Annotated in this window: 23 protein-coding genes; 11 read left to right on the top strand and 12 right to left on the bottom strand. The window is 63.2% G+C overall.

The window, feature by feature from the left end; genetic code table 11:
* Positions 1–220: 220 nt before the first annotated feature.
* Positions 221–967 (top strand): hypothetical protein, encoded by a 747-nt coding sequence (locus tag IFT67_RS16470; protein ID WP_244647453.1) that lies wholly within the window; start codon positions 221–223, stop codon positions 965–967.
* Between the two features lie 18 nt (positions 968–985).
* On the opposite strand, the gene IFT67_RS16475 is transcribed toward IFT67_RS16470, so the two are convergent.
* From IFT67_RS16475 to IFT67_RS16485, 3 genes are all read right to left on the bottom strand, one after another.
* Positions 986–1,873, bottom strand: a complete 888-nt coding sequence (locus tag IFT67_RS16475) for an amidohydrolase family protein (RefSeq protein ID WP_192239259.1) — start codon at positions 1,871–1,873, stop codon at positions 986–988.
* Positions 1,873–2,895, bottom strand: a complete 1,023-nt coding sequence (locus tag IFT67_RS16480) for an amidohydrolase family protein (protein WP_192239260.1) — start codon at positions 2,893–2,895, stop codon at positions 1,873–1,875. Before IFT67_RS16480 ends, IFT67_RS16475 begins: the two co-directional genes overlap by 1 nt.
* Positions 2,896–2,975: 80 nt before the next feature.
* Entirely contained in the window at positions 2,976–4,226 is a 1,251-nt protein-coding gene (locus IFT67_RS16485; protein WP_192239261.1) for a LysR family transcriptional regulator, read from the bottom strand.
* A gap of 105 nt (positions 4,227–4,331) precedes the next feature.
* Here IFT67_RS16485 and IFT67_RS16490 point away from each other — a divergent pair, with 105 nt between their 5' ends.
* The 4 genes from IFT67_RS16490 to IFT67_RS16505 all read left to right on the top strand — a co-directional run bounded on the left by IFT67_RS16490 (position 4,332) and on the right by IFT67_RS16505 (position 8,978).
* Entirely contained in the window at positions 4,332–5,003 is a 672-nt protein-coding gene (locus tag IFT67_RS16490) for a 4-carboxy-4-hydroxy-2-oxoadipate aldolase/oxaloacetate decarboxylase (RefSeq protein WP_192239262.1), read from the top strand.
* A complete protein-coding gene (locus IFT67_RS16495) occupies positions 4,996–6,060 on the top strand; it encodes a 4-oxalomesaconate tautomerase (protein WP_192239263.1) in 1,065 nt (354 codons plus the stop codon). The genes IFT67_RS16490 and IFT67_RS16495 overlap by 8 nt, the downstream gene beginning before the upstream one ends.
* Positions 6,061–6,093: 33 nt before the next feature.
* Positions 6,094–7,410, top strand: coding sequence for a C4-dicarboxylate transporter DctA (locus IFT67_RS16500; RefSeq protein ID WP_192239264.1), 1,317 nt, complete (start codon positions 6,094–6,096; stop codon positions 7,408–7,410).
* A 95-nt stretch (positions 7,411–7,505) separates the two neighbouring features.
* Positions 7,506–8,978, top strand: coding sequence for a carbohydrate porin (locus IFT67_RS16505; RefSeq protein WP_192239265.1), 1,473 nt, complete (start codon positions 7,506–7,508; stop codon positions 8,976–8,978).
* 349 nt (positions 8,979–9,327) lie between these two features.
* On the opposite strand, the gene IFT67_RS16510 is transcribed toward IFT67_RS16505, so the two are convergent.
* Genes IFT67_RS16510 through IFT67_RS16530 form a run of 5 tightly spaced genes read right to left on the bottom strand, consistent with a single transcriptional unit; the run spans position 9,328 to position 13,931 of the window.
* A complete protein-coding gene (locus IFT67_RS16510; protein WP_192239266.1) occupies positions 9,328–9,939 on the bottom strand; it encodes a VTT domain-containing protein in 612 nt (203 codons plus the stop codon).
* Complete coding sequence (locus IFT67_RS16515; RefSeq protein ID WP_192239267.1) at positions 9,936–10,313, bottom strand: hypothetical protein; 378 nt, start codon at positions 10,311–10,313, stop codon at positions 9,936–9,938. Before IFT67_RS16515 ends, IFT67_RS16510 begins: the two co-directional genes overlap by 4 nt.
* On the bottom strand, positions 10,310–11,560 hold the full coding sequence (locus IFT67_RS16520) for an SLC13 family permease (RefSeq protein ID WP_192239268.1): 1,251 nt from the start codon (positions 11,558–11,560) through the stop codon (positions 10,310–10,312). Before IFT67_RS16520 ends, IFT67_RS16515 begins: the two co-directional genes overlap by 4 nt.
* Entirely contained in the window at positions 11,557–12,684 is a 1,128-nt protein-coding gene (locus tag IFT67_RS16525) for a metallophosphoesterase family protein (RefSeq protein ID WP_342450639.1), read from the bottom strand. Before IFT67_RS16525 ends, IFT67_RS16520 begins: the two co-directional genes overlap by 4 nt.
* Positions 12,681–13,931 (bottom strand): MFS transporter, encoded by a 1,251-nt coding sequence (locus IFT67_RS16530; RefSeq protein WP_192239269.1) that lies wholly within the window; start codon positions 13,929–13,931, stop codon positions 12,681–12,683. The genes IFT67_RS16525 and IFT67_RS16530 overlap by 4 nt, the downstream gene beginning before the upstream one ends.
* 693 nt (positions 13,932–14,624) lie before the next feature.
* On the opposite strand from IFT67_RS16530, the gene IFT67_RS16535 reads away from it, so the two are divergent.
* The gene (locus IFT67_RS16535; protein ID WP_192239270.1) at positions 14,625–15,161 is read left to right on the top strand and encodes a J domain-containing protein; all 537 of its coding nucleotides are present in this window, start codon (positions 14,625–14,627) and stop codon (positions 15,159–15,161) included.
* A gap of 186 nt (positions 15,162–15,347) precedes the next feature.
* On the opposite strand, the gene IFT67_RS16540 is transcribed toward IFT67_RS16535, so the two are convergent.
* On the bottom strand, positions 15,348–16,253 hold the full coding sequence (locus IFT67_RS16540) for a LysR family transcriptional regulator (protein ID WP_192239271.1): 906 nt from the start codon (positions 16,251–16,253) through the stop codon (positions 15,348–15,350).
* A 117-nt stretch (positions 16,254–16,370) separates the two neighbouring features.
* Between IFT67_RS16540 and paoA the strand changes: the two genes are divergently transcribed.
* The 3 genes from paoA to paoC are packed head-to-tail and all read left to right on the top strand — an operon-like array spanning position 16,371 to position 20,157.
* Positions 16,371–17,003 (top strand): aldehyde dehydrogenase iron-sulfur subunit PaoA, encoded by a 633-nt coding sequence (gene paoA, locus IFT67_RS16545; protein WP_192239272.1) that lies wholly within the window; start codon positions 16,371–16,373, stop codon positions 17,001–17,003.
* Complete coding sequence (locus tag IFT67_RS16550; protein WP_192239273.1) at positions 17,000–17,950, top strand: FAD binding domain-containing protein; 951 nt, start codon at positions 17,000–17,002, stop codon at positions 17,948–17,950. Before paoA ends, IFT67_RS16550 begins: the two co-directional genes overlap by 4 nt.
* Positions 17,947–20,157, top strand: coding sequence for an aldehyde oxidoreductase molybdenum-binding subunit PaoC (paoC, locus tag IFT67_RS16555; RefSeq protein ID WP_192239274.1), 2,211 nt, complete (start codon positions 17,947–17,949; stop codon positions 20,155–20,157). Before IFT67_RS16550 ends, paoC begins: the two co-directional genes overlap by 4 nt.
* A gap of 214 nt (positions 20,158–20,371) precedes the next feature.
* On the opposite strand, the gene IFT67_RS16560 is transcribed toward paoC, so the two are convergent.
* Together IFT67_RS16560 and IFT67_RS16565 are read right to left on the bottom strand one after the other, a co-directional pair.
* Positions 20,372–21,004 (bottom strand): peptidoglycan-binding protein, encoded by a 633-nt coding sequence (locus IFT67_RS16560; RefSeq protein ID WP_192239275.1) that lies wholly within the window; start codon positions 21,002–21,004, stop codon positions 20,372–20,374.
* A 27-nt stretch (positions 21,005–21,031) separates the two neighbouring features.
* Positions 21,032–21,991, bottom strand: a complete 960-nt coding sequence (locus tag IFT67_RS16565; protein WP_192239276.1) for a hypothetical protein — start codon at positions 21,989–21,991, stop codon at positions 21,032–21,034.
* A 175-nt stretch (positions 21,992–22,166) separates the two neighbouring features.
* Here IFT67_RS16565 and IFT67_RS16570 point away from each other — a divergent pair, with 175 nt between their 5' ends.
* Together IFT67_RS16570 and IFT67_RS16575 are read left to right on the top strand one after the other, a co-directional pair.
* Positions 22,167–22,880 (top strand): bacteriorhodopsin, encoded by a 714-nt coding sequence (locus IFT67_RS16570; protein WP_192239277.1) that lies wholly within the window; start codon positions 22,167–22,169, stop codon positions 22,878–22,880.
* Positions 22,877–23,731, top strand: a complete 855-nt coding sequence (locus tag IFT67_RS16575; protein ID WP_192239278.1) for a Brp/Blh family beta-carotene 15,15'-dioxygenase — start codon at positions 22,877–22,879, stop codon at positions 23,729–23,731. The genes IFT67_RS16570 and IFT67_RS16575 overlap by 4 nt, the downstream gene beginning before the upstream one ends.
* On the opposite strand, the gene IFT67_RS16580 is transcribed toward IFT67_RS16575, so the two are convergent.
* On the bottom strand, positions 23,707–24,951 hold the full coding sequence (locus IFT67_RS16580) for a DUF2254 domain-containing protein (RefSeq protein WP_192239279.1): 1,245 nt from the start codon (positions 24,949–24,951) through the stop codon (positions 23,707–23,709). The genes IFT67_RS16575 and IFT67_RS16580 overlap by 25 nt on opposite strands.
* Positions 24,952–24,954 lie beyond the last annotated feature (3 nt).

Raw genomic sequence — 24,954 nt, forward strand, 5'->3', positions numbered from 1 at the left:
TTAGGCGGAGGTGGTGGGCCAATTCTAGTGCCGCGCGACAGAGGGACGCTGATCGTCGCTCGCACGTGACTTGAACGGCTCAGGATGAGATGAACAGGCGACCGCTTCCGGGAATGGCCATAGGCCGCTGGACAACCGGATTTGGGTCCTCGGTCAGGCAGTTGGAACGAATTTGGTGTTACGACCTGAAATTTCGATAACCTCGATTTTGGTACGTTGAATGGCCGCCATGGGCACAGAAGGAGTCAACGTTTTGCGCAATCTGGACTTCAGCTCTTGGCAGAGCCTTCTCGCAACGTTGTTCGGCATCATCTTGGTCACGCTACTCGGTGTCGGCATTCGTCTGCTAACGCAGATGACGTTCCAGCAGCGCCGTGAGCGGATGAACCGTCAGATTAATGAGCGTCTGCGCACCCTGATCGCGGCGTACAAGGTCTTGGGTGGATCATTCACAGGCGATCTCACCGTCGATCCGACACACAAGCGGGACCTAAGAGGCTTAGATTCTCCTACACCCGCCGAGCCGATGGCGCAGCTCGACCTTACTGCGGAGACAGCCTTGAAATCAGACCGAACGCGGAGAATACGTGACGCGGTGGAAGCCGCACTTTCCGACATCATTCTTCTTGGTACGGAAGAACAGGTGAGACTTGCCGACAAGGCAGTTCGGGAACTGGTAGCCGGGCATCCAGTGCACACCCATGATCTCGTAGTATCGCTCCGCAATTTTGTGCGCGAGGCCCTCGACCTCGATCCCATACCCACAGACCTAAAGATACCGATGCAGGGCCCAACACGGCCAGCGTCATCGGGAGGAGGGGCTAAACACGCTGGCGGAAGAGGCGAAGGCGCCAAAACGGGTGGCGGCGGCGGCGGCGGCGGCGGTGGGATGGGCGCGGGAGGATCAGGTGATCCGAGTATCGGAAGTCTAGAAACGTCCCACGCCGACCCGCATCATCAGGCCTGACCCAATCCTGCCGTCAGGCTATGCCCAGTAGAGTCGCATCGGATTGTCGATCAACAGCTTGTGTTGGAGCGCGGGGGTCGTTGCGATACGCGGTATGATGTCCACCAGCGCACCATCGTCAGGGGCGTGCGTGGTCATGTTGGGATGCGGCCAGTCGGTGCCCCACAGGACGCGATCGGGGAAGCGCTCGACCAGCCTCCGCGCGAAGGGCACGACGTCGTCATAGTCAGGCGGACCGACCTTCGACAGGCGTTCGGGACAACTCACCTTGGTCCAGACGTTCTCGTGGCTGTCCATCAGGCGGATGAAACGCCCGAACTCGGGGCCATCGACGGGTTGCGTCACGTCTGGGCGCCCCATGTGGTCGACGACGACGATCGTCGGCAACGACGTGAAGAAGTCCCAGCGCTCTTCGAGATCCGCGGCTTCGAAATAGATCACGACGTGCCAGCCGAGCGAAGCGATCCGGTCGATGATCGCGCGGTAATAGCCGTCGGGCTTCGGATCGACGAGGCGACGGACGAAGTTGAAGCGTACGCCGCGCACGCCGGCCGCGTGAAGGTCGGACAGTTCCGCATCGCTCACCGTATCGCGTACGGTCGCGACGCCGCGAGCGCGGTCGCCGGCGGTCTGCAGGGCATCGACCAACGCGCGGTTGTCCGCACCGTGACAGGTCGCCTGGACGATGACGTTACGGGTAAAGCCGAGATGGTCTCGTAGCGCGAACAGCTCGTCCTTGCCGGCATCGCACGGCGTGTATTTCCGTTCCGGCGCGTAGGGGAACACATCGCCCGGCCCGAACACGTGGCAATGCGCATCGACCGCGCCCGCGGGCACGGTGAAGGCGGGCTTGCTGGGAGCGGGGTGGTAGCAGATCCAGGCAGGATCCATCGTGAACTCGGGCATCACAGCCCCCGTGCGGCGAGTTGCGCGTCGAGGCGTGGGTAGACGCGGCGGGCGTTGCCCTCGAATACCTTGCGCTTGTCAGCATCCGGGATGTCCAGCGCGTCGACATAGCGCTTGGTATCGTCGAAATACTGGCCGGTCTCCGGATCGATGCCGCGCACCGCGCCGACCATCTCGGACCCGAACAGGATGTTGTCGACGTCGATCACCTTGAACAGGAGGTCGATGCCCGGCTGGTGATAGACGCAGGTATCGAAGAACACGTTCTTCATGACGTGCTCGGCAAGGGGCGGGCGCTTCAGCATGTCGGCGAGGCCGCGATAGCGTCCCCAGTGATAGGGCACCGCGCCGCCGCCATGGGGAATGATGAAGCGCAGGTCCGGGAAATCCCGGAAGAGGTCGCCTTCGAGAAACTGCATGAACGCGATCGTATCGGCCGCAAGGTAGTAGGCGCCGGTCGCATGCATCGCCGGGTTGCAGCTGCCCGAGACGTGGATCATCGCAGGAACGTCGAGCTCGACCATCTTCTCGAAGAACGGATACCATGCGCGATCGGTCATCGGCGGGGAATCGAACTTGCCGCCCGACGGGTCGGGGTTGAGGTTGCAGCCGATGAAACCGAGGTCCGTCACGCAACGCTCGAGCTCGTCGATCGAATGCGCGATCGAGATGCCGGGGGATTGTGGCAACTGGCATACGCCGGCGAAGGTTTCGGGGTATAGGTCGATGACCCGCTTGATCAGGTCGTTCGAGCGCCGGGCCCAGATGTGCGCGACCGCCGCGCTCCCGACATGCGGCGCCATCGCCGAGGCGCGCGGTGAGAAGATCGTCATGTCCGCCCCGCGTTCGCGTAGCAGGCGCAGCTGGTTCGCCTCGATCGTCTCGCGGATCTCGTCGTCGGATATGGCGGGGTAGGCCGGGTCTATGTCGCCGCCGGTACCGATCGCCGCGACCTGCGCGTCGCGCCACGCATTGTGGCTGGCGGGAGCGGTTGTGTAGTGGCCGTGGCAGTCGATGATCATGGCTGCGTTCCCAGAATGGCGAGGGTTGGCGTTCGCCTTGTCGGCGACGTGATGCGGGGTATCTAAGCGCGCCAAGCCTATCAGGCGTATCGAAACGGCTGTCCGTCCATTGCTTTTCCTGAAGTCCATTCGGCGCAGGTGGATCGGAAGATGCTCAGGAATTCACGCTGAAGTTGGGTGGGTCGCCAATCCTGGCGGGTCGTCATCCCGATCTGCCGGCGCAGCGACGAGCCGGCTCCGGCGATCTCGCTTAGCAGTCCGGCGCGGTCCTCGAGCAGGAACTGGTCGCGTGACATGAGCGTAAGCCAGTCGTCCTCGAGCATCAGCCCGCGCACCACCATCACCGACCCGCACTCGATCCGCGGGCGTGGCGGTTCGAGCCCCTGTTCCTGGAACATCTGTTCCCACCGGCGCCGTACTGGAGCCCCCGGTGCGGCGATAACCCACGGAAAATCCAATAGACGTTGGAAGACGAAGCCCGCCTCGCCGAGCAGAGGGTGCCCCTTGCGTCCCACGATGACGGGGTCGTCGTCGAACAAGGGTTCCTGCACGACGTCGGCCACGGGCAGCGGATCGCGCATCGCCCCGACGACCACGTCGATGCCGCCTTCGCGCAGCGCCGAAAGCACCTCGATATAGGGTCCTTCGACGACATCGACGGAGGCCACCGGGTAGAGGCGAGCAAAGCGTGCCAGCGCCTGCGGGAGCAGGATCGCGCGCGCCAGAGGCATGACGCCGACCGTTATCCGCCCCGCGCCTTCCAAATGCAGCGCCGCGAGTTCGTCGAAGCCCGATTCCAGTTCCGCGTGTGCCAGTCGAGCAAATCTCAGCAAACGTATCGCCGCCGCGGTCGGCTGGACGGTTCGTCCCTGCCGGGCGAGCAGAGGCACTTCGAGCAGTTGTTCGAGATCGCGCGCTCCGCGGTGAACGGCGGGCTCCGATAATCCGGTATGCCTGGCAGCCAGCGCAAAGCTACCCGCGTGGTCGACCGCCATCAGTGCAAGCAATTGGCCAAGCGTGATCCGCCGTTCGACGTTGGGCAGGGGCGGCAGGCGCGCCCCCCGCCGCACGCTCCGCCCGCCTTGCGCGACATACGCCAGCGCATGCTCGATCCGGCCGGTCATCAGGCGTCCGGCCTCGGTCACGACCACGCCACCGGGTTGCCGATCCAGCAGCCTGTGCCCAAGCACCGTCTCGACCTTGGCAACGGCCTGCGTGAGCGCAGGCTGCGACAGGTTCATCGCGTGAGATGCCGCGCTGATGCTTCCCAGGCGTGCCGCGGTGGCGACCGCATCGAGATGGCGCAGGTTGAGTTTGCGAAGGCTTGGCATGGTTCGGACCTCAGCACAGCTTATGGCATGTGCGCAAATCCGTTTTGCCTTTGGATCGTCGTCGGTTCCTAGGGAGAGTAACGAAAAAAGGATCGAGGATCAGAGATGCCCAGCGTCGTCACTCATATCGAACGTGCTGAACCGTCGGTCATCGACGGCCTCGCCAAGGTCGGCGTCGCGACCGTGCACGAAGCACAGGGCCGGATCGGCCTGCTCGGCAGTCGCCTTCGTCCGATCTATGCAGGTGCGCGGATCGCCGGGTCTGCGGTCACCGTCTCGGTTCCGCCAGGCGACAACTGGATGATGCACGTCGCCATTGAACAAGTGAAGGATGGCGACCTCCTCGTGGTCGCGCCGACATCGCCCTGTGACGACGGCTATTTCGGCGACCTGCTTGCCACGTCGGCGATATCGCGGGGCTGCCGCGGGCTTATCATCGACGCCGGCGTTCGCGACGTCCGCGATCTCACCGAAATGCGGTTTCCGGTCTGGTCGAAGGCGATCTTCGCGCAGGGCACCGTCAAGGAGACGCTGGGTTCGGTCAACGTGACCCTGGTGTGTGCGGGCGAACGGATCGAGCCGGGCGACGTGATCGTGGCTGACGACGACGGCGTCTGCGTCGTGCGCCGCGCGGACGCGGCAGCGGTGCTTGCGGAGGCGCAGGCACGCGAGGCGCGCGAGACGGAAAAGCGCGACCAGATGGCCAGTGGCGAACTCGGGCTCGACATCTATGCGATGCGCGAGCGGCTCGAGGCCAAGGGGCTGAAATATGTCTGAGCGCCCGAACGCCATCCGCGCGATGTGGATGCGTGGCGGCACGTCCAAGGGCGGGTTCTTCCTTGCCGCCGACCTTCCTGCCGATCCGGCCGCACGCGACGCGTTCCTGCTGCGCGCGTTCGGTTCGCCCGATCCGCGCCAGATTGACGGGATGGGGGGCGCCGATCCGCTGACGTCGAAGGTCGCGATCGTGTCGCGCTCGACCGAAGTCGGCGCCGATGTCGATTATCTGTTCCTCCAGGTCTTCGTCGACCAGGCGATCGTCAGCGACGCGCAGAATTGCGGGAACATGCTGGCCGGGGTCGGCCCGTTCGCGATCGAACGCGGCCTGGTCGAGGCAAGGGACGAGAAGACGAAGGTTTCGATCTTCATGGTCAACACGGGCAAGCTCGCCACCGCGACGGTTGATACCCCGCACGGCGTCGTCACCTACGAAGGCGATGCGCGGATCGACGGGGTTCCCGGTACGGCCGCGCCTGTTCCGCTTGCCTTCGCCGATATCGCCGGCTCGAGCTGCGGGGCGTTGCTGCCGACGGGTAACGCCGTCGATGTCATCGACGGCGTCGACGCGACGCTGATCGACAATGGCATGCCCTGCGTCGTGCTGCGCGCGGCCGATGTCGGTATCACCGGGTACGAAGACCGCGCGACGCTCGATGCGGACGAAACGCTGAAGGCTAAGATCGAGGCGATCCGGCTGAAGGCCGGGCCGCTGATGAACCTCGGCAACGTCACCGAACAGTCGGTACCCAAACTGATGCTGGTCGCCGCGCCGCGTAACGGCGGTGCGATTAGCGTGCGATCGTTCATTCCGCATCGCTGCCACGCCTCGATCGGCGTGCTGGGCGCGGTCAGCGTCGCGACCGCCTGCCTGATCGACGGGTCGCCGGCGCATGGCCTCGCGGTCGTGCCAGACGGGCAATCGAAATCGCTCGACGTCGAGCATCCCAGCGGTGCGACCGGCTGCGTGATTGATCTGGACGAGAACGGCAACGTCGTCGGTGCGGCCATGCTGCGCACCGCGAGAAAGCTGTTCGACGGATATCTATTCGGCTGAGACCGCCGACACGTCACAACGAAAGAAAAATCGATGACGGACCTAGGAGAGACTACCAAGCAGGCGAGCCGGTTCGGCGTATTCGGCCAGCTCTGGTTCCAGGTGCTGGCGGCGACGGTGCTCGGCATCCTGCTCGGCCATTTCGCGCCTGCGACCGGCGTGGCGATGAAACCGTTCGGCGACGCCTTCATTAAGCTCATTCGCATGATGATCGGACCGGTGATCTTCGTCACCGTCGTCCACGGCATCGCCGGCATGAACGACATGAAGAGCGTCGGCCGGGTCGCGCTGAAATCGATCCTGTATTTCGAGGCGGTCACGATCCTCGCGCTGATCTTCGGGCTGGTCATGGTCGATCTCTGGCAACCGGGCGCGGGCATGAACATCGACGTCGCGGCGATCGATACGGCCTCGATCAAGACCTATGTCGCGACCGCGCACGACCAGTCGATCACCGGCTATTTCATGGGGATCATTCCCGACACGTTCGCCAGCGCGCTGACCGAAGGCCATGTCCTCCAGGTGCTGTTCGTGTCGGTACTGTTCGGCATTGCGATCGCGGCGCTCGGCGAGCGCGGCAAGCCCGTCTACACGCTGATCGATAGCGCCTCGCAGGGGTTCTTCCGGATCATCGGTTACATCATGTACTTTGCGCCGCTCGGGGCGTTCGGCGCGATCGCCTTCACGGTCGGCCAGTTCGGCACGGCGTCGCTCTGGTCGCTGGGCGAACTGATCATCGAGTTCTTCGTGGTCTGCGGGCTGTTCACCGCGGTGGTGCTGGGCGGGATCGCGCATTGGTGCGGGGTCAGCCTGTGGCGGCTGCTCGGCTATCTGTGGGACGAGATCGTGATCGTCGCCGCAACCACCTCGACCGAGACGGTCCTGCCGCGTCTCATCCAGAAGATGCGCAAGGTCGGTTGCGAGGAGAGCGTCGTCGGCTTCGTCATCCCGGCGGGCTATTCGTTCAACCTCGACGGCACCTGCCTGTACCTGACTACCGTGGCGGTGTTTCTGGCGCAGGCGACCAATACGCATCTGACGCTGTGGCACGAACTCGGGTTGATCGCGGTGCTGTTGCTGACGTCCAAGGGGGCGGCGGGTGTTGCCGGCGCGGCGTTCGTGGTGCTCGCGGCGACGCTCAACACGACGGGTACTATCCCGGTCGCCAGCATCGCACTCATCCTCGGCATCCACCGTATTCTCGCCGAGGGCCTGACGTTCGTGAACCTGATCGGCAACGCCCTCGCCACCGTCGTGATCGCCAAGTGGGAAGGCAAGCTCGACGAGCGCACGCTCGCAGCGATGATCGGGAATGCGCGGCTGCGAGCAAAGTATCCGGTAGCCGCCTGAAGCTGCGCGGCGATCGCCGAGTGTGATCGCCGCGACACTTACCGTCCCACGACAACAGCCCGCTGCGCCCGTGCGCGGCTGGGCAGGAGACCGTCATGTCCATCGCCATCGCCATCGCGCTGACCGCAGCGGCGCAATCCGAGCCGCCCCAGGCTCAACCGTCTCGGGCGGTCACTGCTCCTACCGATGCGGCCGTGCCGACGGCGGACACGGACGTCGGCGTAGCGCGAGCCCTCCCCGACAAGCGACATCCGCAAGTCTTCTACCCCAATACCAAGCAGGGTACCGCGGACGAGCCAGCACCTTCCGGCATCGCGCGTTTCCAACGCGACAATCCGATCGGCAAGGAACTGCGCGGGCTCAAGGCCGCAGGGGTCGACCTGGTGTTCGATTTCGTCGGTAATTTCGCCGCCAACCCGATCGGCGGTATCCGTCAGGGCAGTGCGGAATCGCACTGGGTATCGACCGCGGCGGACATCGATCTGGAAAAGCTGATCGGACTGTCCGATACCAAAATACACATTCAAGGTGCATGGTTTAGCGGAGACAGCCTAGGTCGAGATTCGATCGGCAACTCGATCAGCTTTCAGCAAACCTGGCGGCCGGTAGCCGGACCACGCCTGACGCAGTTCAACATCGAGCATGATTTCGGCAAGCTCAACATCCTCGTCGGCCGTGCCGCGGTAAACAGCTACTTCAACAATTCGCCGTTCAACTGCGTGTTCATGAGCAACACCAGCTGCCTGACGGCGTATGGCGGCATCAGCGACATCGGCATCACCGCGTTTCCCAACTCGTCGTGGACCGCGAAGGCGCGGTACGCGATCGATAAGCGTTGGTATGTCCAGACCGGCATGTTCGAATACGACAATGACCTCAACCTGAAGGGCAAGGGCGGCCTGGACTTCTCGCTGGGTAAGGGCACGGGCGTGCTTATCGCCAACGAACTGGGCTATCAGACGACGTTCGCGGACGAACGGCTGCCGCGCCGTTACAAGGCGGGTGTCTATATCAACACCGACGGCGGCCAGAGCCCGTATTACGATCGCAACGGCGCCTCGGCCGTGGTGTCCGGACTCCCGCGGGTCGCACAGGAAGGCAACCGCGTCGGTCTCTATGCGATGGCAGACCAGACGATTCAGCGCGCCGCCGGCAAGAGTACGCGCAACCTCGCGCTGTTCGGGCGGGTGTTCTACAATGTCGGCAACGTCGCCCAGCTCGACTGGTTTGCCTCTGCCGGTTTCGTCAAAACCGGCACGTTCAAACACCGCGACGCGGACACGATAGGCTTCCTGGTCAGCAACACGCATTTCAGCAATCAGCAGATAAATTATCTCCGCGATCTGCGTGCGAAGGCTGGTGGGACAGGATCGCCGAAATCGAACGAGATCATCGGCGAGATTAATTATGGATTTGCAGCCATGCCCGGGGTGAGAATATTGCCCAATATTCAATACGTCATCAATCCAGATCCGATATTTGCACCGACCCGGAAAACTGACATTCCGTCCGCAATCGTTCTAGGGCTGCGTTTGGATGTACGTTTTGCTCAGGTATTCGGAGGGTGATGACTGGAGTCAGCAAATAATAAGCTGATGTCAGATGTGCCTATCGCGGAATTCCGGATAGTATCGCTATGATCCCGCATCAAATTGTCGAGAGGCGCCCGCCGTCATCACTAATTTACTTTGACGTGGCAGCGTGTGAACCCCGCTAGGTATTAAGCAACCTAAGAAGCATCGCGAAGATCTGGTTGCATCGCAACAAGTGGCCCTTCCAATCACCCCTTCTACTGTCGTGGCGGTAGATTAACGAATGACCGGTGTTGGGAACGGAGAAAGGATCTGCGAACGGCAGCTTATGGGTGGTCTGACGTTTTTCGCCGAGCCGTTTAGACCGACCGGGTATAATCGGTCTTCAAACCGTTACTTCCGAAGTTACTTCTGCTTTTCTTTTCCCGAACAGCTTCCATCCCAGAAATCCTGCAGCAAGAAGGCCTACGACGACCCAGGTGAGATTGCCGAGTAAGCTCGCCACGGTCTGAACCTGATCGCTAAATTGGCGTCCCAGCGAGACGTATATGAGAAGCCAGAGCAGTTCGCCGGCAACGTCGAGCAGGATGAACCATCCCCAGGGGTATTGCGTAAGGCCGCTTGTCACGTTGATCCAGGGTCCGAGCGGGCCGATCAGCCAGCGGCTGAAGAAGATACCCCAGCCTGCCCATTTGCGCGAATAGGTCTCCGCTTGCGCCACCTTGTCAGCGCCCCCGATCCGCGTCGTCACGGCAGCAAGAAGCGGGCGGCCCCCGTAACGACCAAATGCATAGCCGATCTGGTCGCCGAGCACGGCGCCGCCCGCACCGGAAAGCACGACCGGCCAAAAGCTCAGTTCGCCCTGCGCAACGAACGATCCCATTGCGATGAGGGTCAACGAACTGGGGAAAGGAAGCCCCGCAGCCGCTAGCACCATCGCGCCAAAGAGGGCAGGTAGGCCGTAGGTCGTCAGCAGTTCGAGCAGCTGGTCGGTCACGGCTTCGAGCTCGTCGGCGAGGAAGACCGTGAAGGCGGGGCGGGGGGCGGGTAGGGCGGTCGGGCATGGACGATCGCGTAGGTGAGCTTGCCGTCGATCTGCGTCATTGTTTGTCCGGTGTCCTGCGCGATGCGGCCGAGCGGACGGCGATCGGGTGCCGGGGCCAGGTTCAGCGCGCGATGCAGGACGTGGGGTGGCACATGGTACGAATGCGCGACGTACCCGATCGTCATCCAGCGCTCGATCGGTTCGTCGCGGTGCGCGTTCCAGTAGATCGCGTCGCTGACGGTGCGCGCCGTATGGTAGCCGGTGAACGCCACCACAGCGACGAACATTGCGATCAGCAAGCGACGCCACATCCGATCGCGCGTCATCCGAGGGCAATCCTGACACCAAGGGCAGCGATCAGCGCCAGCGGCATCGCCACCGCGCCGACCTTCAGGAACCTCCAGAACCCGATGTCCTCACCCTCCCGCCGGATCGCCTGCAACCACAATATCGTCGCCAGGCTGCCGGTGATGGACAGATTGGGGCCAAGGTCGACGCCGATCAGCAAGCCGTCGACGACCAGCTTGGGCGGCTGGGCCTGTGCAACCGCGGTGCTGGCAACCAGGCCTGCGGGCAGGTTGTTCATCAGGTTCGATCCGAACGCCAGGATCGTCCCCGATACCGCCGACGCCTGCGCCGGATCGGCCGACGCGGTGCGGATCGCGTGCGCGACCCACGCGATCACGCCGGTCAGGTCAAGCGCCTCGACCAGGACGAACAGTCCCGCGACCAGCGGCAGCACGCTCCACGAGATATCGCGCAGCAGCGCGACCGGCGACGACCGGGCGATCGTGCAGACCGCCAGCGTCGTGACGACACCGGCGATCGCGGTCGGCAGACCGAGTTCGATATCGAGCGCGGATACGGTGAGCAGCACGATTGCGGTGGCGACGATCCCGACGAACGCAGCCTTGCCGCCCGCGGTCAGTGGCGTGCGCTCGACCGCGCTGGTGCAGCTACCTGCCAGCCGCGTGCGCTCTAGCCAGCGCAGCACGGCGAAGGTGACGACGATCGACGCCAGTGATGGCAGCGCGAACGAGGCAAACCACTGGCCGAGCGGCGGCATCTTGCCACCGTAGAGGACGAGGTTGGCGGGGTTGGAGATCGGCAGGACGAAACTTGCCGCATTGGCGATCAGCGCGCAGGCGAACAGCAGCGGCAGGGGATCGGCCTTCGCCTTCTTTGCCGCGGCATAGACCGCCGGGGTCAGCACCACCGCGGTTGCGTCGTTCGACAGGAAGGTCGTCGTGACGATCCCGGTAACGTAGACCAGCGCGAACAGCCGTGCGGTCGATCCCTTTGCGTGGATCGCTGCGGTCGCCGCGACCCAGTCGAACAGCCCTTGGGCGCGCGCCACCTCGCTCAGCAGCATCATGCCGATCAGGAACAGATAGACGTCCATACCCTTTCCGACGGCATGGAGCGCTGCGGGGAAGGGCATCAGCCCGAACAGCAGCAGCAACGCTGCCCCTGCCACCGCCCAGATCGCTTCCGGCCAGCGGAACGGTCGTGCGATCACCGCAGCGGTCGAGGCAGCGCAGATACCCCAGGTGGCACCGGTCGCGAAAATCACCAGTGCTTCCCGTTCTTGTTCGGGCCGAGTTGCGTGCCGGCGATGCCGTGCTCGGGCCACTCGCCGATGCTGTGGAGATCGCGACCCGGCGCGATCGGCATGCCACGTCGCGGGATATCCGCTTCGCCGCGGACCAGGATATCGACCGTGTCGCGGTCGGTGCCGACGCTGGCCGCAACGCGGTGGAGCCCGGCGTCGAGCGTGATGCGCAACGACCAGAGCGCCGTGCCCGACACGGCGAGCATCGGCTGGGCAATGCCGTCGTCGACCGACAGCATCACCGGCTGTGTCGTGCCGCCGAACAGCCTGGTGACAATCTCGACCTCGCCCGGCCGCGGGACCTGCGTGGCATCGGCGGGGCGGGTCACCAGCCGGATGTCGGCAGGCGCGACGATCTGGACGAACGGCCAGTCGCCCCCGGTCTCCTTGAACCGCCAGCTTGGCACGCGGCCGTGTACCGTGACAATCGAGAAACCGGGCTTGCCGCCGCCTTCCTCGATCTCGCCGGTCGAACGCGTTGCGCCGTAGACGACCCGTCCGTCGTTGAGCAGCTCGTTGTAATGCGTATGCCCGGTATCGACGAAGGCGACGCGGGCGTCGGCGAAGATGCGGGCGATATCCTCGCCATCCGCGGCGAGGTCGCCGGGGTAGGCATGCATGAACACGACCGGCGTCTGCCGTTCCGCCTCGGCGCGCGCGAGTTCCTCGAGCAGGCGGTTGCGATGGTGCATCGTCAGCCGAAAATCTGGGCCGCCCGCACCCGGCGAGACGATATCGAGGAAGATGCAGCGATGCCCGGCGATGACCTCGACCTCGGGCCGGTTCGCTTCGGCAAACGCGGCGTCGTAATGCGCGAGATCGCCGAGTTCGAAATCGTGATCGCCGGGGATGACCCGGTAGGGCAGGCGCAGCGGGGCAAGCGTATCGGTGATGACCCGGTATTGTTCGGCCGTCGCGTGATTGGCATTGTCGCCGGGCAGGTAGACGAAGTCCGCGGCGTCACCGATATGCGCGTTGATCTCCGCGACGATCGCGGCGAGCCGGTCGCGGCTCTGCCAGCCGTTCGCCTCGTCCATGTGCAGATCGCCGATGTGCACCCATGTGATGGAGGAAGGGTGGGTCACTTGTGTGTCTCCGGCATGGCGGTGAGGTACAGCACGAACCCCGCCGCCGCGATCCCGGCGAGCGTCAGGAAGCTTGCACTGTATCCGGCCCAGACGATGATCGATCCGGCCAGCGTCGCCGACAATGCCGCCCCCAGGCCGAACACGCTCGACACGACGCCCTGGCTGACGTTGAACCGGCCGGATCCCTTGGTCAGGTCGGCGACGATCACCGGGAACAGCGCGCCGAAGATCCCCGCGCCGATCCCGTCGAGCGCCTGCACGCCGACCAGCCACCACGGATCGTTCGACACGGTGTAGAGCGCGCCGCGCGCCGCCAGGAAGCCGAACGCGACCAGGAAGATCGGCTTGGTGCCCCAGCGCTCGGTGTTGCGCCCGACGACGATCGCGACCGGCACCATCACGAGCTGCGCCGCGACGATGCACGCGGCGGTCAGCGACGTCGCCTTGTCGGTGCCGACGGTGCGACCTAGCAGCTGACTGACCGAGGTCAGCATCGCCGCATTGGCGAGATGGAAGGTGAATGCGGCCGCCGCGAAGATCATCAGCGGACGGTTCTCGATCAACGTCTTCCAGCCGCTCGGCTCCTCGCAGCCTTCTTCCGGCTCGCAGTCGAGGCCGCGCGCGACCGCATTGTCGATGTCGTCGTTCTTCAGCCGCCCCGCCACGATGACACTGGCGACCGTCAGCCCCGCCATCAGCCAGAAGACGACGACCGGACCGAACGACCAGGCAAGGACGCCGGCCAGCGCTGCGGACACGGCATTGCCGGCGTGGTTGAACGCCTCGTTGCGACCGACCCGCTTGGCGAACAGCTTCGGCCCGACCAGCCCCAGCGTAATCGCCGAGATCGCCGGTGCAAAGATCGCGCCCGCCGCAGCCGCGATCGACTGGGTGATCGTCACCATCGTGAAACCCGAGACGATCGGCAGCGACAGGCTGCTCAGCGTCACCAGCAGGGCGCCGGCGATGACGATGCGCGGCTTGTTCTTCGCCCGGTCAATCAACCCGCCCGCCGGCGTCTGCGACAACAGGCCGACGATTCCGGCGATGGTCAGCACGAGGCCGACCGTCGCTTCGTTCCAGCCATGCGAAGGCCCACGTACGACCAGCAGGTAGATTGCGAGATACGGCCCGAGCCCGTCGCGGACGTCCGCCAAGAAGAAGTTGAGCGCGTCGAGCGTACCGGTAGGCACGCTGCGCTGCGCCGGGTTCTTCGTCTCGGGCATGGCTGCCGCAGATGCCATCGGGTGTCTCCAGATTTCGCGTAAAGAAAAGTGAACCGCGCAGTAAAGCGCTTCAGAGGCGGCAGCCTGAACGGTGCCGTTCAGGTTGGATTTACAATGGCTTGAGGCATGCCGGATTAGCTGCGCAATATCGTTTCGGAGCTCATACAAGTTCCGAAGTGGACCGATATTCGTAAGAAATAACCATATATGACAGTATGTTAAAGCTTCTATGAATCGGATTTCACAGTTTGGTAGAGTGCGTTGACGATGGGGCGCGTTCCACGAAACGTTGATGGCATGCCTTTGGATCGGCAAGCTATCATTCGAGAGAAATCCGAAGGAATGTCCCGAGTCTGACGAGTATGGGCAAAGTGTCGAAGTGATCTGTTGTTGCGGAAAGCGACAGTTTTGCAGCCGACGAACGGACCCGGCGCGGTGCGCCTGATGCCGGGGGCACGCAAGGCGGTCATGGTGCCGAGATGAATGGATGTCCGAAGTTTGGGAGCGGGCGAGGCCGCCTATGCATACGGATGTAGGTTAGCGCCCGGGGGGCGGCGTCGTGTCATCGAAAGCAGGAAGTTGCGGATGGGAATGGTAGCCATCTAGCTGTTGGCGCCTGAAGCCGCCCTTTGGATCACCCAGAAGGCCAGGTTAAGATCAAGGGCCAGGCGGACTTTCCTTTTTCGCGTTTTAGCCGCAAGTAACAGCTAGATGGCGCTCTCACCCGACTATTATTCTGTTTTAGGGGTGCCCTCGACGGCAAGTCGCGACACTATCCACGCCGCGTGGAAAGCGCTGCTCCGTCAATATCACCCCGATGCCAACCATGGTGTGGATGTCTCTGCTCGTGCGAAAGAGATCAACGAGGCGTATTCCGTTTTGGGAAAGAAGGAATCGCGCGCCGCCTATGATCAGTCGCAAATCCGGCCGTCTGCTTACCGAGCGACAGCGGACCGCCCGTTTCACCCCAGGAAAGCCGGCAAGCGCCCGATGCGACCTAGCCCGTCGATGCAGCCCAGCGGTAGCTTCTCGCAGCCGCTACAGCCCAACGAATGGCTGATGGGTCTTTTCCTGCTGATCCTCACCGCCGCACCGATCGCTACAATTCTCGTTCTGTGGAATGAGGAATCCGGATTGGCACCTACGGTTCGACGTAGCGTCACCGCTAATCCCGTACCTCAGACCCCCGCAAAAGCCGTCCGCAGCTCATCGGGCACAAAACTCGGACTTGGACAGCCTGCTTCCTAAACTAACACCCAGTCGCGACGTTCGAGTTCGCAGGGTCGGGCGCCAAAAGCGGTCGCATTGCGGAGATGAACGAGCGGCTGAAGTTGGGAAGCTGGGAAGGGGCGGGGACGTCTGCTTCTGGGTCGTCGCTTCGTTATTAAAGGCCGGGTTTCAGACGCCTTGAATGCTTGGTGTCGAACAGACGCGTCAGCCAAGTGGTTTTAGTTCACCTGCAATCGTCAGCAGCGCGCGCAAACCCGCGGGTAACTGTCGCCGTCCGGAATAGTAAAGGTAGAAGCCCGGCCCGGTCGTCACCCACTCGGTTAGCACAAGGCGCAGGGTGCCGTCTGCGACATACTTGGCGAACAGGGCTTCAAGACCGAACGTCAGCCCCGCGCCGTTCAAAGCCATTGCCAGCGTTGATCGGCTATCGTCGGCAGTCATCGCGCTTTTGATAGGCATATCAAAGTCCCCGTCAGGCCCCTCGAATTCCCACCGGTAGATACTGTCGTCCCCAAGACGCACTCCAAGACACCGGTGATGCTTCAGCTCGTTTGGGTGCGTTGGTGTGCCATGTTCTTCGAGGTAGCGGGGAGAAGCTGCGACAACCCATCGGAGGTCAGTTGAAAGTCGCTGCGCGATCATGTCTTCGGGGACGGTGCCGCCATACCGAACGCCTGCGTCGAATCCCTCGCCAACGACATCGACGATGCGATTGCTCGATACCAGATCGACCTCAATATCAGGGTGACGGCGAGACAGTTCGGCAAGCACAGGACCAAGCACCAGCGTTGCCGCATCGACCACGGCGTTGATGCGGATTTTTCCGCCAGGAGAGGCGCGGAGCTGATCTAGGTTCTCCAACGCGGAGCCGATGTCAGCAAATGACCCGGAGACCGACTGCTCCAGCGCCTTTCCAGCCGACGTCAAGGTTACGGATCGGTTGGTCCGGTTGATCAGTCGGACACCCGCGCGCTCTTCGAAACTTTTGAGAGCATGGCTGACCGCGGAGGCAGACACGCCAAGCTCGAGGCCGGCCCGACGAAGATTGCGATGCCGCGCGATCGCTAGGAAATAGGCAAGGTCGGTAAGGTTGGTGCGGGTGACAAGCATCCCTAATGTTGAACCAGATTCAGTATCGCATCAAGCTGCTGACGGGTAACCTACTTCTGTTGAAAGCGTTTAATGGTCCTGACCGGCGCCTGTTGGCGCGCCCATGGAGGATCGCCGATGGCCAGTGAGACTTTTCAATTGTCCCGAAGGGAGATGCTGATGAGCAGCGCCACTACTGCGGCAGTATCCGCCATCGTGAGCGAAACAGCCGACGCCGCGCCGCCCGCGCAAGCCCTGCCGACATACAGAGTCGCCATGAGCGTGAACGGAACAGCCCAAGCGCTGACGCTCGATCCGCGTACGACCCTGCTCGATGCGCTGCGCGAACAGCTACATCTCACCGGCACCAAGAAGGGCTGTGACCACGGGCAGTGCGGAGCGTGCACGGTCATCGTCAACGGTGAGCGTATCAACGCCTGTCTCAGCCTCGCCGTCCAGCATGAGGGCGATGCCGTAACAACTATCGAAGGGCTCGGCACACCCGAGCGTCTGCATCCGATGCAAGCCGCTTTCGTGAAGCATGACGGATATCAGTGCGGTTACTGCACCCCGGGGCAGATTTGCTCTGCCATTTCCGTTCTCGAAGAAATTAAACGAGGCATTCCCAGCCATGCGCAGGCCGATCTTATGGCGGCCCCGCAGCCTACCGGTGCCGAAATGCGGGAGCGGATGAGCGGCAACATCTGCCGCTGCGGTGCCTATTCCAACATCGCTGAGGCGATGGCCGATGTCGCAGGAGCACGCGCGTGAAGAGCTTTACCTACGAGCGGGCAACGACGCCTGCAGACGCGGCTCGGATCGTTGCGCGCAATCCTGGCGCGCGGTTCCTGGCCGGCGGTACCAACCTGCTCGATCTGATGAAGCTCGAGGTCGAGACGCCGACCCATCTGGTCGACGTGCAGGACCTCAAGCTCGACCGGATCGAACCGACCGACGCTGGCGGGCTGCGGATCGGTGCGTTCGTCAGTAACACCGCGCTGGCGAGCGACGAGCGGGTGCGGCGTGACTATGGCGTCCTCAGCCGCGCTATCGTTGCCGGCGCCTCGGGCCAGCTGCGGAACAAGGCGACGACCGCTGGCAATCTGCTCCAGCGGACGCGGTGCCCGTATTTCTACGACACCAACCAGCCCTGCAACAAGCGCAAGCCCGGCTCGGGTTGCGCTGCGATCGGTGGCTATTCGCGCCAGCTTGCCGTCATCGGGTCGAGCGAGTCGTGCATTGCGACCCATCCGGGCGACATGGCGGTCGCGATGCGCGTGCTCGATGCGACAGTCGAGACGGTGAAGGCGGACGGGAAGACACGATCCATACCGATCGGCACCTTCCATACGCTGCCGGGTAGCACGCCTGAGCAGGATAATGTGCTCGATCACGGCGAACTCATCACCGCGGTCACCTTGCCGCGCCCGATCGGTGGTGCGCATGTCTACCGCAAGGTGCGCGACCGCGCGTCCTACGCGTTTGCCCTCGTTTCGGTCGCTGCCATCGTCCAGCGCGACGGGAGCGGCCGCGTAGCATTCGGTGGTGTCGCCCATCGGCCTTGGCGGGTGGAGGCTGCGGAGGCAGCGATGCCCCGCGGCGCGGCCAATATGGCGAAAGCGGTCTTTGCCGACGCACGGCCGACCGACGACAACGCATTCAAGATCCCACTCGCGACGCGCACCCTCGCGGCGGTGATTGCAGAGGTGAAGCCATGATCTTCGACACACCCGCAGGCGCCAACCCGACCGACCGGATGAAGGTGCTCGGCAAGCCACTCGATCGCTACGAAGGGCATTTGAAGACCACCGGCACCGCGACCTATGCTTATGAATGGCAGGATGTCGCGCCAGGGTTTGCGTACGGCTACATTCTCGGCGCCGCGATCGCCAAGGGCCGGATCATGACGATCGATACCCGCGATGCCGAACGCGCGCCCGGAGTGGTCGGGGTCGTCACATATCTGAATGCCGGTAAACCCGGGGTCGGCAAGTTCTACGTCCAGAAGATGCTCGCCGCGCCTGAGGTGGACCATTACCATCAGCCGGTCGCCGTCGTTGTTGCAGAGACGTTTGAGCAGGCTCGTGCGGCTGCGGCGCTGGTGCGGGTCGACTATCAGCGGACGGCAGGCCGGTTCGATCTGGCCGCGCAGAACGCCAGCGCGCCGGTCCCACCAGAGGGCGAGTTTGGCGGCCCCAACGAGAAGCAGGTCGGCGATTTCGCCAAGGCGTTCGCCGCGGCCCCGGTCAAGGTCGACGAGACCTACACCGTGCCCGACCAAGCGCACGCGATGATGGAGCCGCACGCCTCGATCGCGAAATGGGACGGAGACCGCGTGACGTGCTGGACGTCGATTCAGCAGATGAATTGGGGAACGCGGGACCTCGGGCTGATCCTCGGGATCCCCAAGCAGAACGTCCACCTGATCTCGCCCTATATCGGTGGCGGTTTCGGCGGGAAGGGGACCGTGCAGATCGATCTGGCGCTGGCGGCGATCGCGGCGCGCGTGGTCAAGCGTCCGGTGAAGATCGCGCTACAGCGTCCGATCATGTTCAACACCACGATCCACCGGCCCAAAACGATCCAGCGTGTGCAACTGGGGGCGGGACGTGACGGGCGGCTGACGGCCATCGGTCATGACAGCCTATCGGGTAACCTCGTCGGTGGGCGTACCGAACCGACCGTGACCTCGACGCGGACGCTGTATGGGGGCGCGAACCGGCTGACCCGGATGCGGCTGGCCACGCTCGATCTAGCTGAAGGCAACGCGATGCGTGCGCCCGGTGAAGCACCCGGCCTGATGGCACTAGAGGTCGCGATGGACGAACTCGCGGAAAAGCTGAAGATGGATCCGATCGAGCTTCGCATCGTGAACGATACGCAGGTCGATCCCGAAAATCCGAACAAGCCATTCTCGACCCGAGCGTTCGTCCGTTGCCTGCGGGAGGGCGCAGAACGCTTCGGCTGGGACAAGCGGCAGAGCAAGCCCGGTGCGGTCCGCGAAGGGCAATGGCTGATTGGTATGGGGATGGCGGGGGCGATCCGTGGCGGCAAGATCGCCAAGGCTGGCGCACGCGCCCGGCTTGATCGGCACGGCGTTGTGACGATCGAGACCGACATGACGGATATCGGCACCGGCAGCTACACCGTCGTCCAGCAGACCGCGGCCGAGATGATGGGCGTCGCGCCCGACCGCATTGTGGTGAAGCTCGGCGACTCCACCTTCCCGGAAACGCCGGGATCGGGCGGGCAGCAGGGCGCGCCTTCCGTGACCGCCGGCGTCTATGCGGCGTGCATGAAGCTGCGTGAAACCGTCGCTCAGCGGCTCGGCTTCAACACCGCCGACGTCGACTTTGCCGATGGCCAGGTGCGCAGCGGCAACCGTTCGGTGAAGCTTGCCGACGCGGCAAAGGATGGCGAGATCGTGGTCGAGGATCTGATGGAGTTCGCCAAGCTCGCGGATCAATTCCAGCAGCAGACCTTCGGAGCGCATTTCGTCGAGGTCGCGGTCGACGTCTATACCGGTGAGGTCCGGGTGCGGCGCATGCTCGCCGTCTGCGCGGCGGGACGCATCCTCAACGCCAAGACCGCGCGCAGCCAGGTAATCGGCGGGATGGTGATGGGCGTCGGTGCGGCGCTGATGGAGGAGATGGCGATAGACAAGCGTTTCGGCTTCTTCGTGAACCACGATCTCGCCGGCTACGAGGTGCCGGTGCACGCCGACATCCCGCATCTCGACGCTTTTTTCATCGACGAGGCCGATCCGACGATTTCGCCGGTAAAGGCCAAGGGTGTTGGCGAGCTGGGTCTGACCGGGGTCGCTCCTGCGGTCGCCAACGCGATCTACAACGCGACCGGCGTGCGCGTGCGCGAATATCCGATCACGCTCGAAAAGCACCTCGACGCGCTGCCAGCACTGACGTGATGGGGGTGGTTTTGCCGAGCGCTTGAACGGCGAAGATGAACGAGCGTCTGAAGTTGGGAAGCGAGGGAACGGGCGGTAGCGGCCGATTATGGGTCAGGCGCGCGACTCCATAAAGGGCGTTAGGCCTTTCATGCCGCTCTTACGATTACGCATCAAGGACTTGCAGAGGCAACGACGTGTCTCGTTTTTGACGCCGCCACACAACTATTGAACCTCACCCGCTGGAAACCATCAACGCGTCGAGGGTTGGCGACGTGATGGTGCCGGTAACGTCGAGACCGCGAGCCTTCTGGAACTTTCGTAGGGCCGAGCGCAGCGCCGGCCGGACCACTCCATCAACTGCTCCCGAGTAGAGATCCTGGGCTTTCAGGGCGATCTGGACCCGGCGCACAATCGACGTGAAGCGCTTCGTTCTTCCTGACAGTGCCGGTAGCCCGTCCGGGGGCAGTGCCGCTGCTCTGGTTTCGCGTGCAAACAGAGGCTGCACAGATGGTGTGGGCTCTGCCGGAGCTGACGGCGTGGGAGCTGGCGCGACGTACGGCGCTGAATAGGTCGGTGTGCTGTCGTAGCTCGGGCTGTACCCGCCACCGGATGACGAGCGATGACTGGTATGGCTGTAATGACCGCCGCCGCCACCGCCCGACCGGTGACTCGAATGGCTGGAATGACTGCGATGCTGGGCAAGCGTGATCGCGTGATCTTGCGAGAATCGACGCAGGAGGGCAACCCCCTGTGGATCATCAATAACCCGCATCGTGGCTTTCGAGAATGCCTGCGCCAGTGCGTCCTGTTGGCCAGAGAAGCCAGCCGCGAGGAGGCTCGACACAAGGAACTTAGTTCGTTTCACAACGGTCTCACGGTCACGCGTGCCTCCTCATCGGGATGCCATTCGAAGAAGCCGGAGCATTTCGTCTGCTCCCGGCAATCGCTGCACGCTGGCGCGAACTTGCGCTTCCAGTCGGAGATCGAAGCGATCGCAAGGCTGCGATAGGCGGCGGGAACCGTGCAGCGAGGAAAGTTGAAAAGCTGCGCTCTCACGCCGTGTAGCAGAGCCCGATCCAGCGCTTCCGCGATCGGCCCGAACCGCCTGCTGTGGTCGAAGAAGAGGGCGGGCCACCTGGTTTTCGCGAAGCCGACATGTTCCAGCTACATGATCGACCAGGCTTCGACAAAAGCGAAGCCTTGACGATACGTAGCCCGCGAGCACCGGTAAGCCACCGACATTGTCGTTCATCACGACCGTTCTCAGTTCGATCCGCGCCCCAGCCATCGCGAGGTTGGAAAGGCCCCCTGCGAGTTGTGCAAAGGCGCCGTCCTTGCCGACCAGAAGGTCGTGAAGGGCAAGTTCGGTGGAATAGAGCGGGATCCCCCAGCCGACGCGCCGGTACTCGGGAGCACCAAGCCGCTGGATGTCAGCCGCCGTCAAATGCTGACCATTGGTCAGAACGTGAAAGCTCGGATCCGCGCGAATGGAAAGCGTCCGCTCCATCAAAGTGAGAAGGCGCTCCTTGTACAGCATGGGCTCACCCCCTGAAATGCCGATGAGCATGTCTTCTGGGGCTAGCAAACACGCCCGCTCGAGTAGATCGAAACGGTCGACGTGCGTCTTCTTCGGTGGCTGAGAGCACATGACGCACAGCTGATCGCAGCGCTCGGTCACCAACAGCGTGTTCGTCGTCGACTCGGCTCGGAGCAAACGTTCGATGCGGCGGCGGGCCGGATCTACCAGCACCACCTCACCTTCAAGCTGCCCAGGGGGTATGCCCTCAATAGCAACTATGCCGAACGCGCCGCTGAACAAGCCTCCTTCGGCGTCGCTGACGCTGAGTGACAATGCGCCAGGGCTTCGTACGGCTGTGCACTTTCCGAAGGCGTAAGCATCAGTCTGTCGTGACGTCGCCAAACATGACGCATTCATGAACTTATCGCAAGCCAGGACCCAAAACATGTGAGCAATGTTAGGGGCTTAAGGTCGGCGCCGGGTCGTCCTCATGATAGGGGGCTCCCTCGTGGATCAAACCGCTTTTCTGATCGGCTTCAGCGTGATGTCGGTCGCGTCGCTGGCGATATACGCGACGGGTAAGAGGACGCATCCGTCGGGTCATCATACGCTCCTGCACGCCAGCGTTCCGTTCATCGCGGCAACCGCGTATCTCGCAATGGCCTTTGGGATCGGCACGCTGATCAACAGCGACGGCTCGGCGACCTATCTGGCACGCTATGTCGATTGGTCGGTAACGACGCCGATACTATTGTCCGGGCTGGTGCTGCTGGCGTTCCACGAGCACGGAAAGACAGGTGAAGTCGGCGGGTATTTGACATCGGTCATCGTCCTCGATGTCCTGATGATCGTCACGGGCCTGATATCGTCGCTTGCCGCCCCATCGCTGGCGAAATGGATCTGGTACGGATGGTCCTGCGTCGCGTTTCTCGGCGTCCTGTATCTGCTCTGGGGTCCATTGCGATTACAAGCCGTCAGCCGCGGTGCGGCGTTGGGCGCGGCTTACGCCAAGAACCTCATATTCCTGACGGTGATCTGGTTCCTCTATCCCATCGTCTTCCTGGTCGGGCCGGAAGGTCTAAAGCTGATCACTGATCCCGCATCGGTCTGGGCGTTCCTGATAATGGATATCATCGCGAAGGTAGGCTATGCGTTCTATGCGGCAGCCAACCTCGACAAGGCGTTGGCGCATCAGGGCGACGAACGAGGCTATCGGGCATGACACGACGCGCCCCGGCCCTTGGCTGGGGCCTCCTTTCCGGGGCGGCTTTGATCGCATCATTCTGCTTGCTCACCGTGCAGCTTGCGTTCGCAGCCATCGCGGTCGGCATCGTGGGCATAGTGCACGGCGCCAGTGATCTTGAAATCATCGAGCACCAGCGACGCCCGACATTCCTGGCACTGTACGTCTCTGCGCTACTGGTCTGTCTCTGGTGGTGGCTCGTCGATCCCGCGATCGCACTTCCCGCATTCCTGCTGGCATCCGCAGTCCATTTTGGCCTTGAGGATGCCCCGGCAAGCCGGCCGTTCGAGAGGATGGCCCGCGGCATAAGCCTGGTTGCCACTCCTGCGACGCTGCATGCGGCGAGCCTGACCCGCATTCTCGATTCTGCCGGCGTTCAAGCCTCAAGTCTGCCGACCATGGTCAGTAGTCTGGCGATTGCTGGTGGCTTAGCCGCCGGCTGCCTCGCGATCATCGGCGTAGCGCGTCACGATCGACGTCTCCTGGTTGGAACGACGGCACTACTGGTTCTACCCCCGCTCGTCGGGTTTTCGGTGGGGTTCCTCGTGCTGCACGCGGTGCCACAGACGAAAGAGCGTCGTGATCGCTTGCAGTGCGTCACGACCACCGCGTACCTTCGTACCACGGCTCCAGTCCTCGTCGCGGCCGTGACGCTGGTGGGGATCGTGGGCGGGGTGCTGCTGCAATGGGACCCTTCGGGCGTGCGTTCGCTATTTGCCGGCATCGCGGCACTGGCAATGCCGCATTTGCTGGTGACCCCGTATTTTGAAAGGGTCGCCCGGCAATCGGGGACTATGCCCCAGCCTCAAGCACGCCAGAGCTTCCTGTAAGCCGTATCGAAGGCCGTCAGATCGTCAGGATCCGTGATGGTGGTCGTCACCCGCTTCGCGTGACGGTGCGCCCAGCGTTCGATTGCGGCTTGTGCATCAGGCAGGTTCGCGTGCAACGCCGCCAGCGTCGCGGTCAGCCGCAGCGATACCTCGACCTCTTGAACGCCTTCGCGCAGGATCGGCCCGAACGCGTCCGTCAGCATATCGTCCATTGTCGGTCTGCCGATATGGACCGGATGGGTTTCGACCTTGTCATTGAGGCGCGTTGCGCTCGGCCGGAGCGTCAGGAACACGCGCAGCAAGGCATTAAGGACTTCGATCCCCGTGCCCGGATCGTTGGTTGCCGGCGCCAGCGCTCGGCTCGCGATCTCGGACAATGCGATCAAGCCCAGCCGTGGGTCCTGATCGAACGAGCGATGTCGCTCGATCGTGAAGGTCCTGACCAGGGCGGTCTGGACCGCGTGGATCGGTTCCCCCTTGACCCGCAGGAGCGTACGCGCGGGGTGCATCATCGCGCCAGGCAAGACGTCGACATAGACCGTCAAGCCGTGGCGGTCAGCGATGGTGCCGAGCGCGGCGACGTCGATATGCGTGATGTAGCCGGTCTGTAGAGAGTTTAGCGCCACGGCGTCGGCGGGGATGCCAACGGGAGCCCGCCCACCGAGATACGGATGCGCGGCGAAATCCCGCATCGCCTCGGTCGCGGCCTCCTCGACGCGGTCGATCACGTCGGCCATCCGTCCGAAGGCGGTGATATGCCCGATCCAGCGCAACAACGTGCCGACCACCAGCAGGATGACCAGCACCGTCGCCGCGAACAGGATGATTCGGCCGTCATGACCGTAGGCGCTGGTGTTCAGCCCGACGATACCCACCATCGAGAAGACGAATGCACCGAGGAAAGTCGACAGCGCGTTCTGCGAGGTCGGGTCGCTGACCATCAACTGGGTCGCACGTGGTGTCGCGAGTTGCGTCGCCGAAGAATAGGCGCTGACCATCGCGGTCAGGGAAAAGGTCGTGACCGCCAGCATGCTGGAGGCCATGATCTGGAGGATCGTACCGACCGATTGCTGCCCGATATCGGCGTCGAACGTGTAAGGTAGATACGGCGTGACGAGCCCGGCGACGATCGCCAGCGCGACGCTGAGCAGACTGATGATCGCCGCGCGGAACCAGATCTGCCGGACGATCCGCTTTAGGATCCATGACCATTGCCTCATGCT

This window comes from Sphingomonas sp. CFBP 13728 (assembly GCF_014841895.1).
In the GTDB taxonomy this organism is placed as follows: Bacteria; Pseudomonadota; Alphaproteobacteria; order Sphingomonadales; family Sphingomonadaceae; genus Sphingomonas.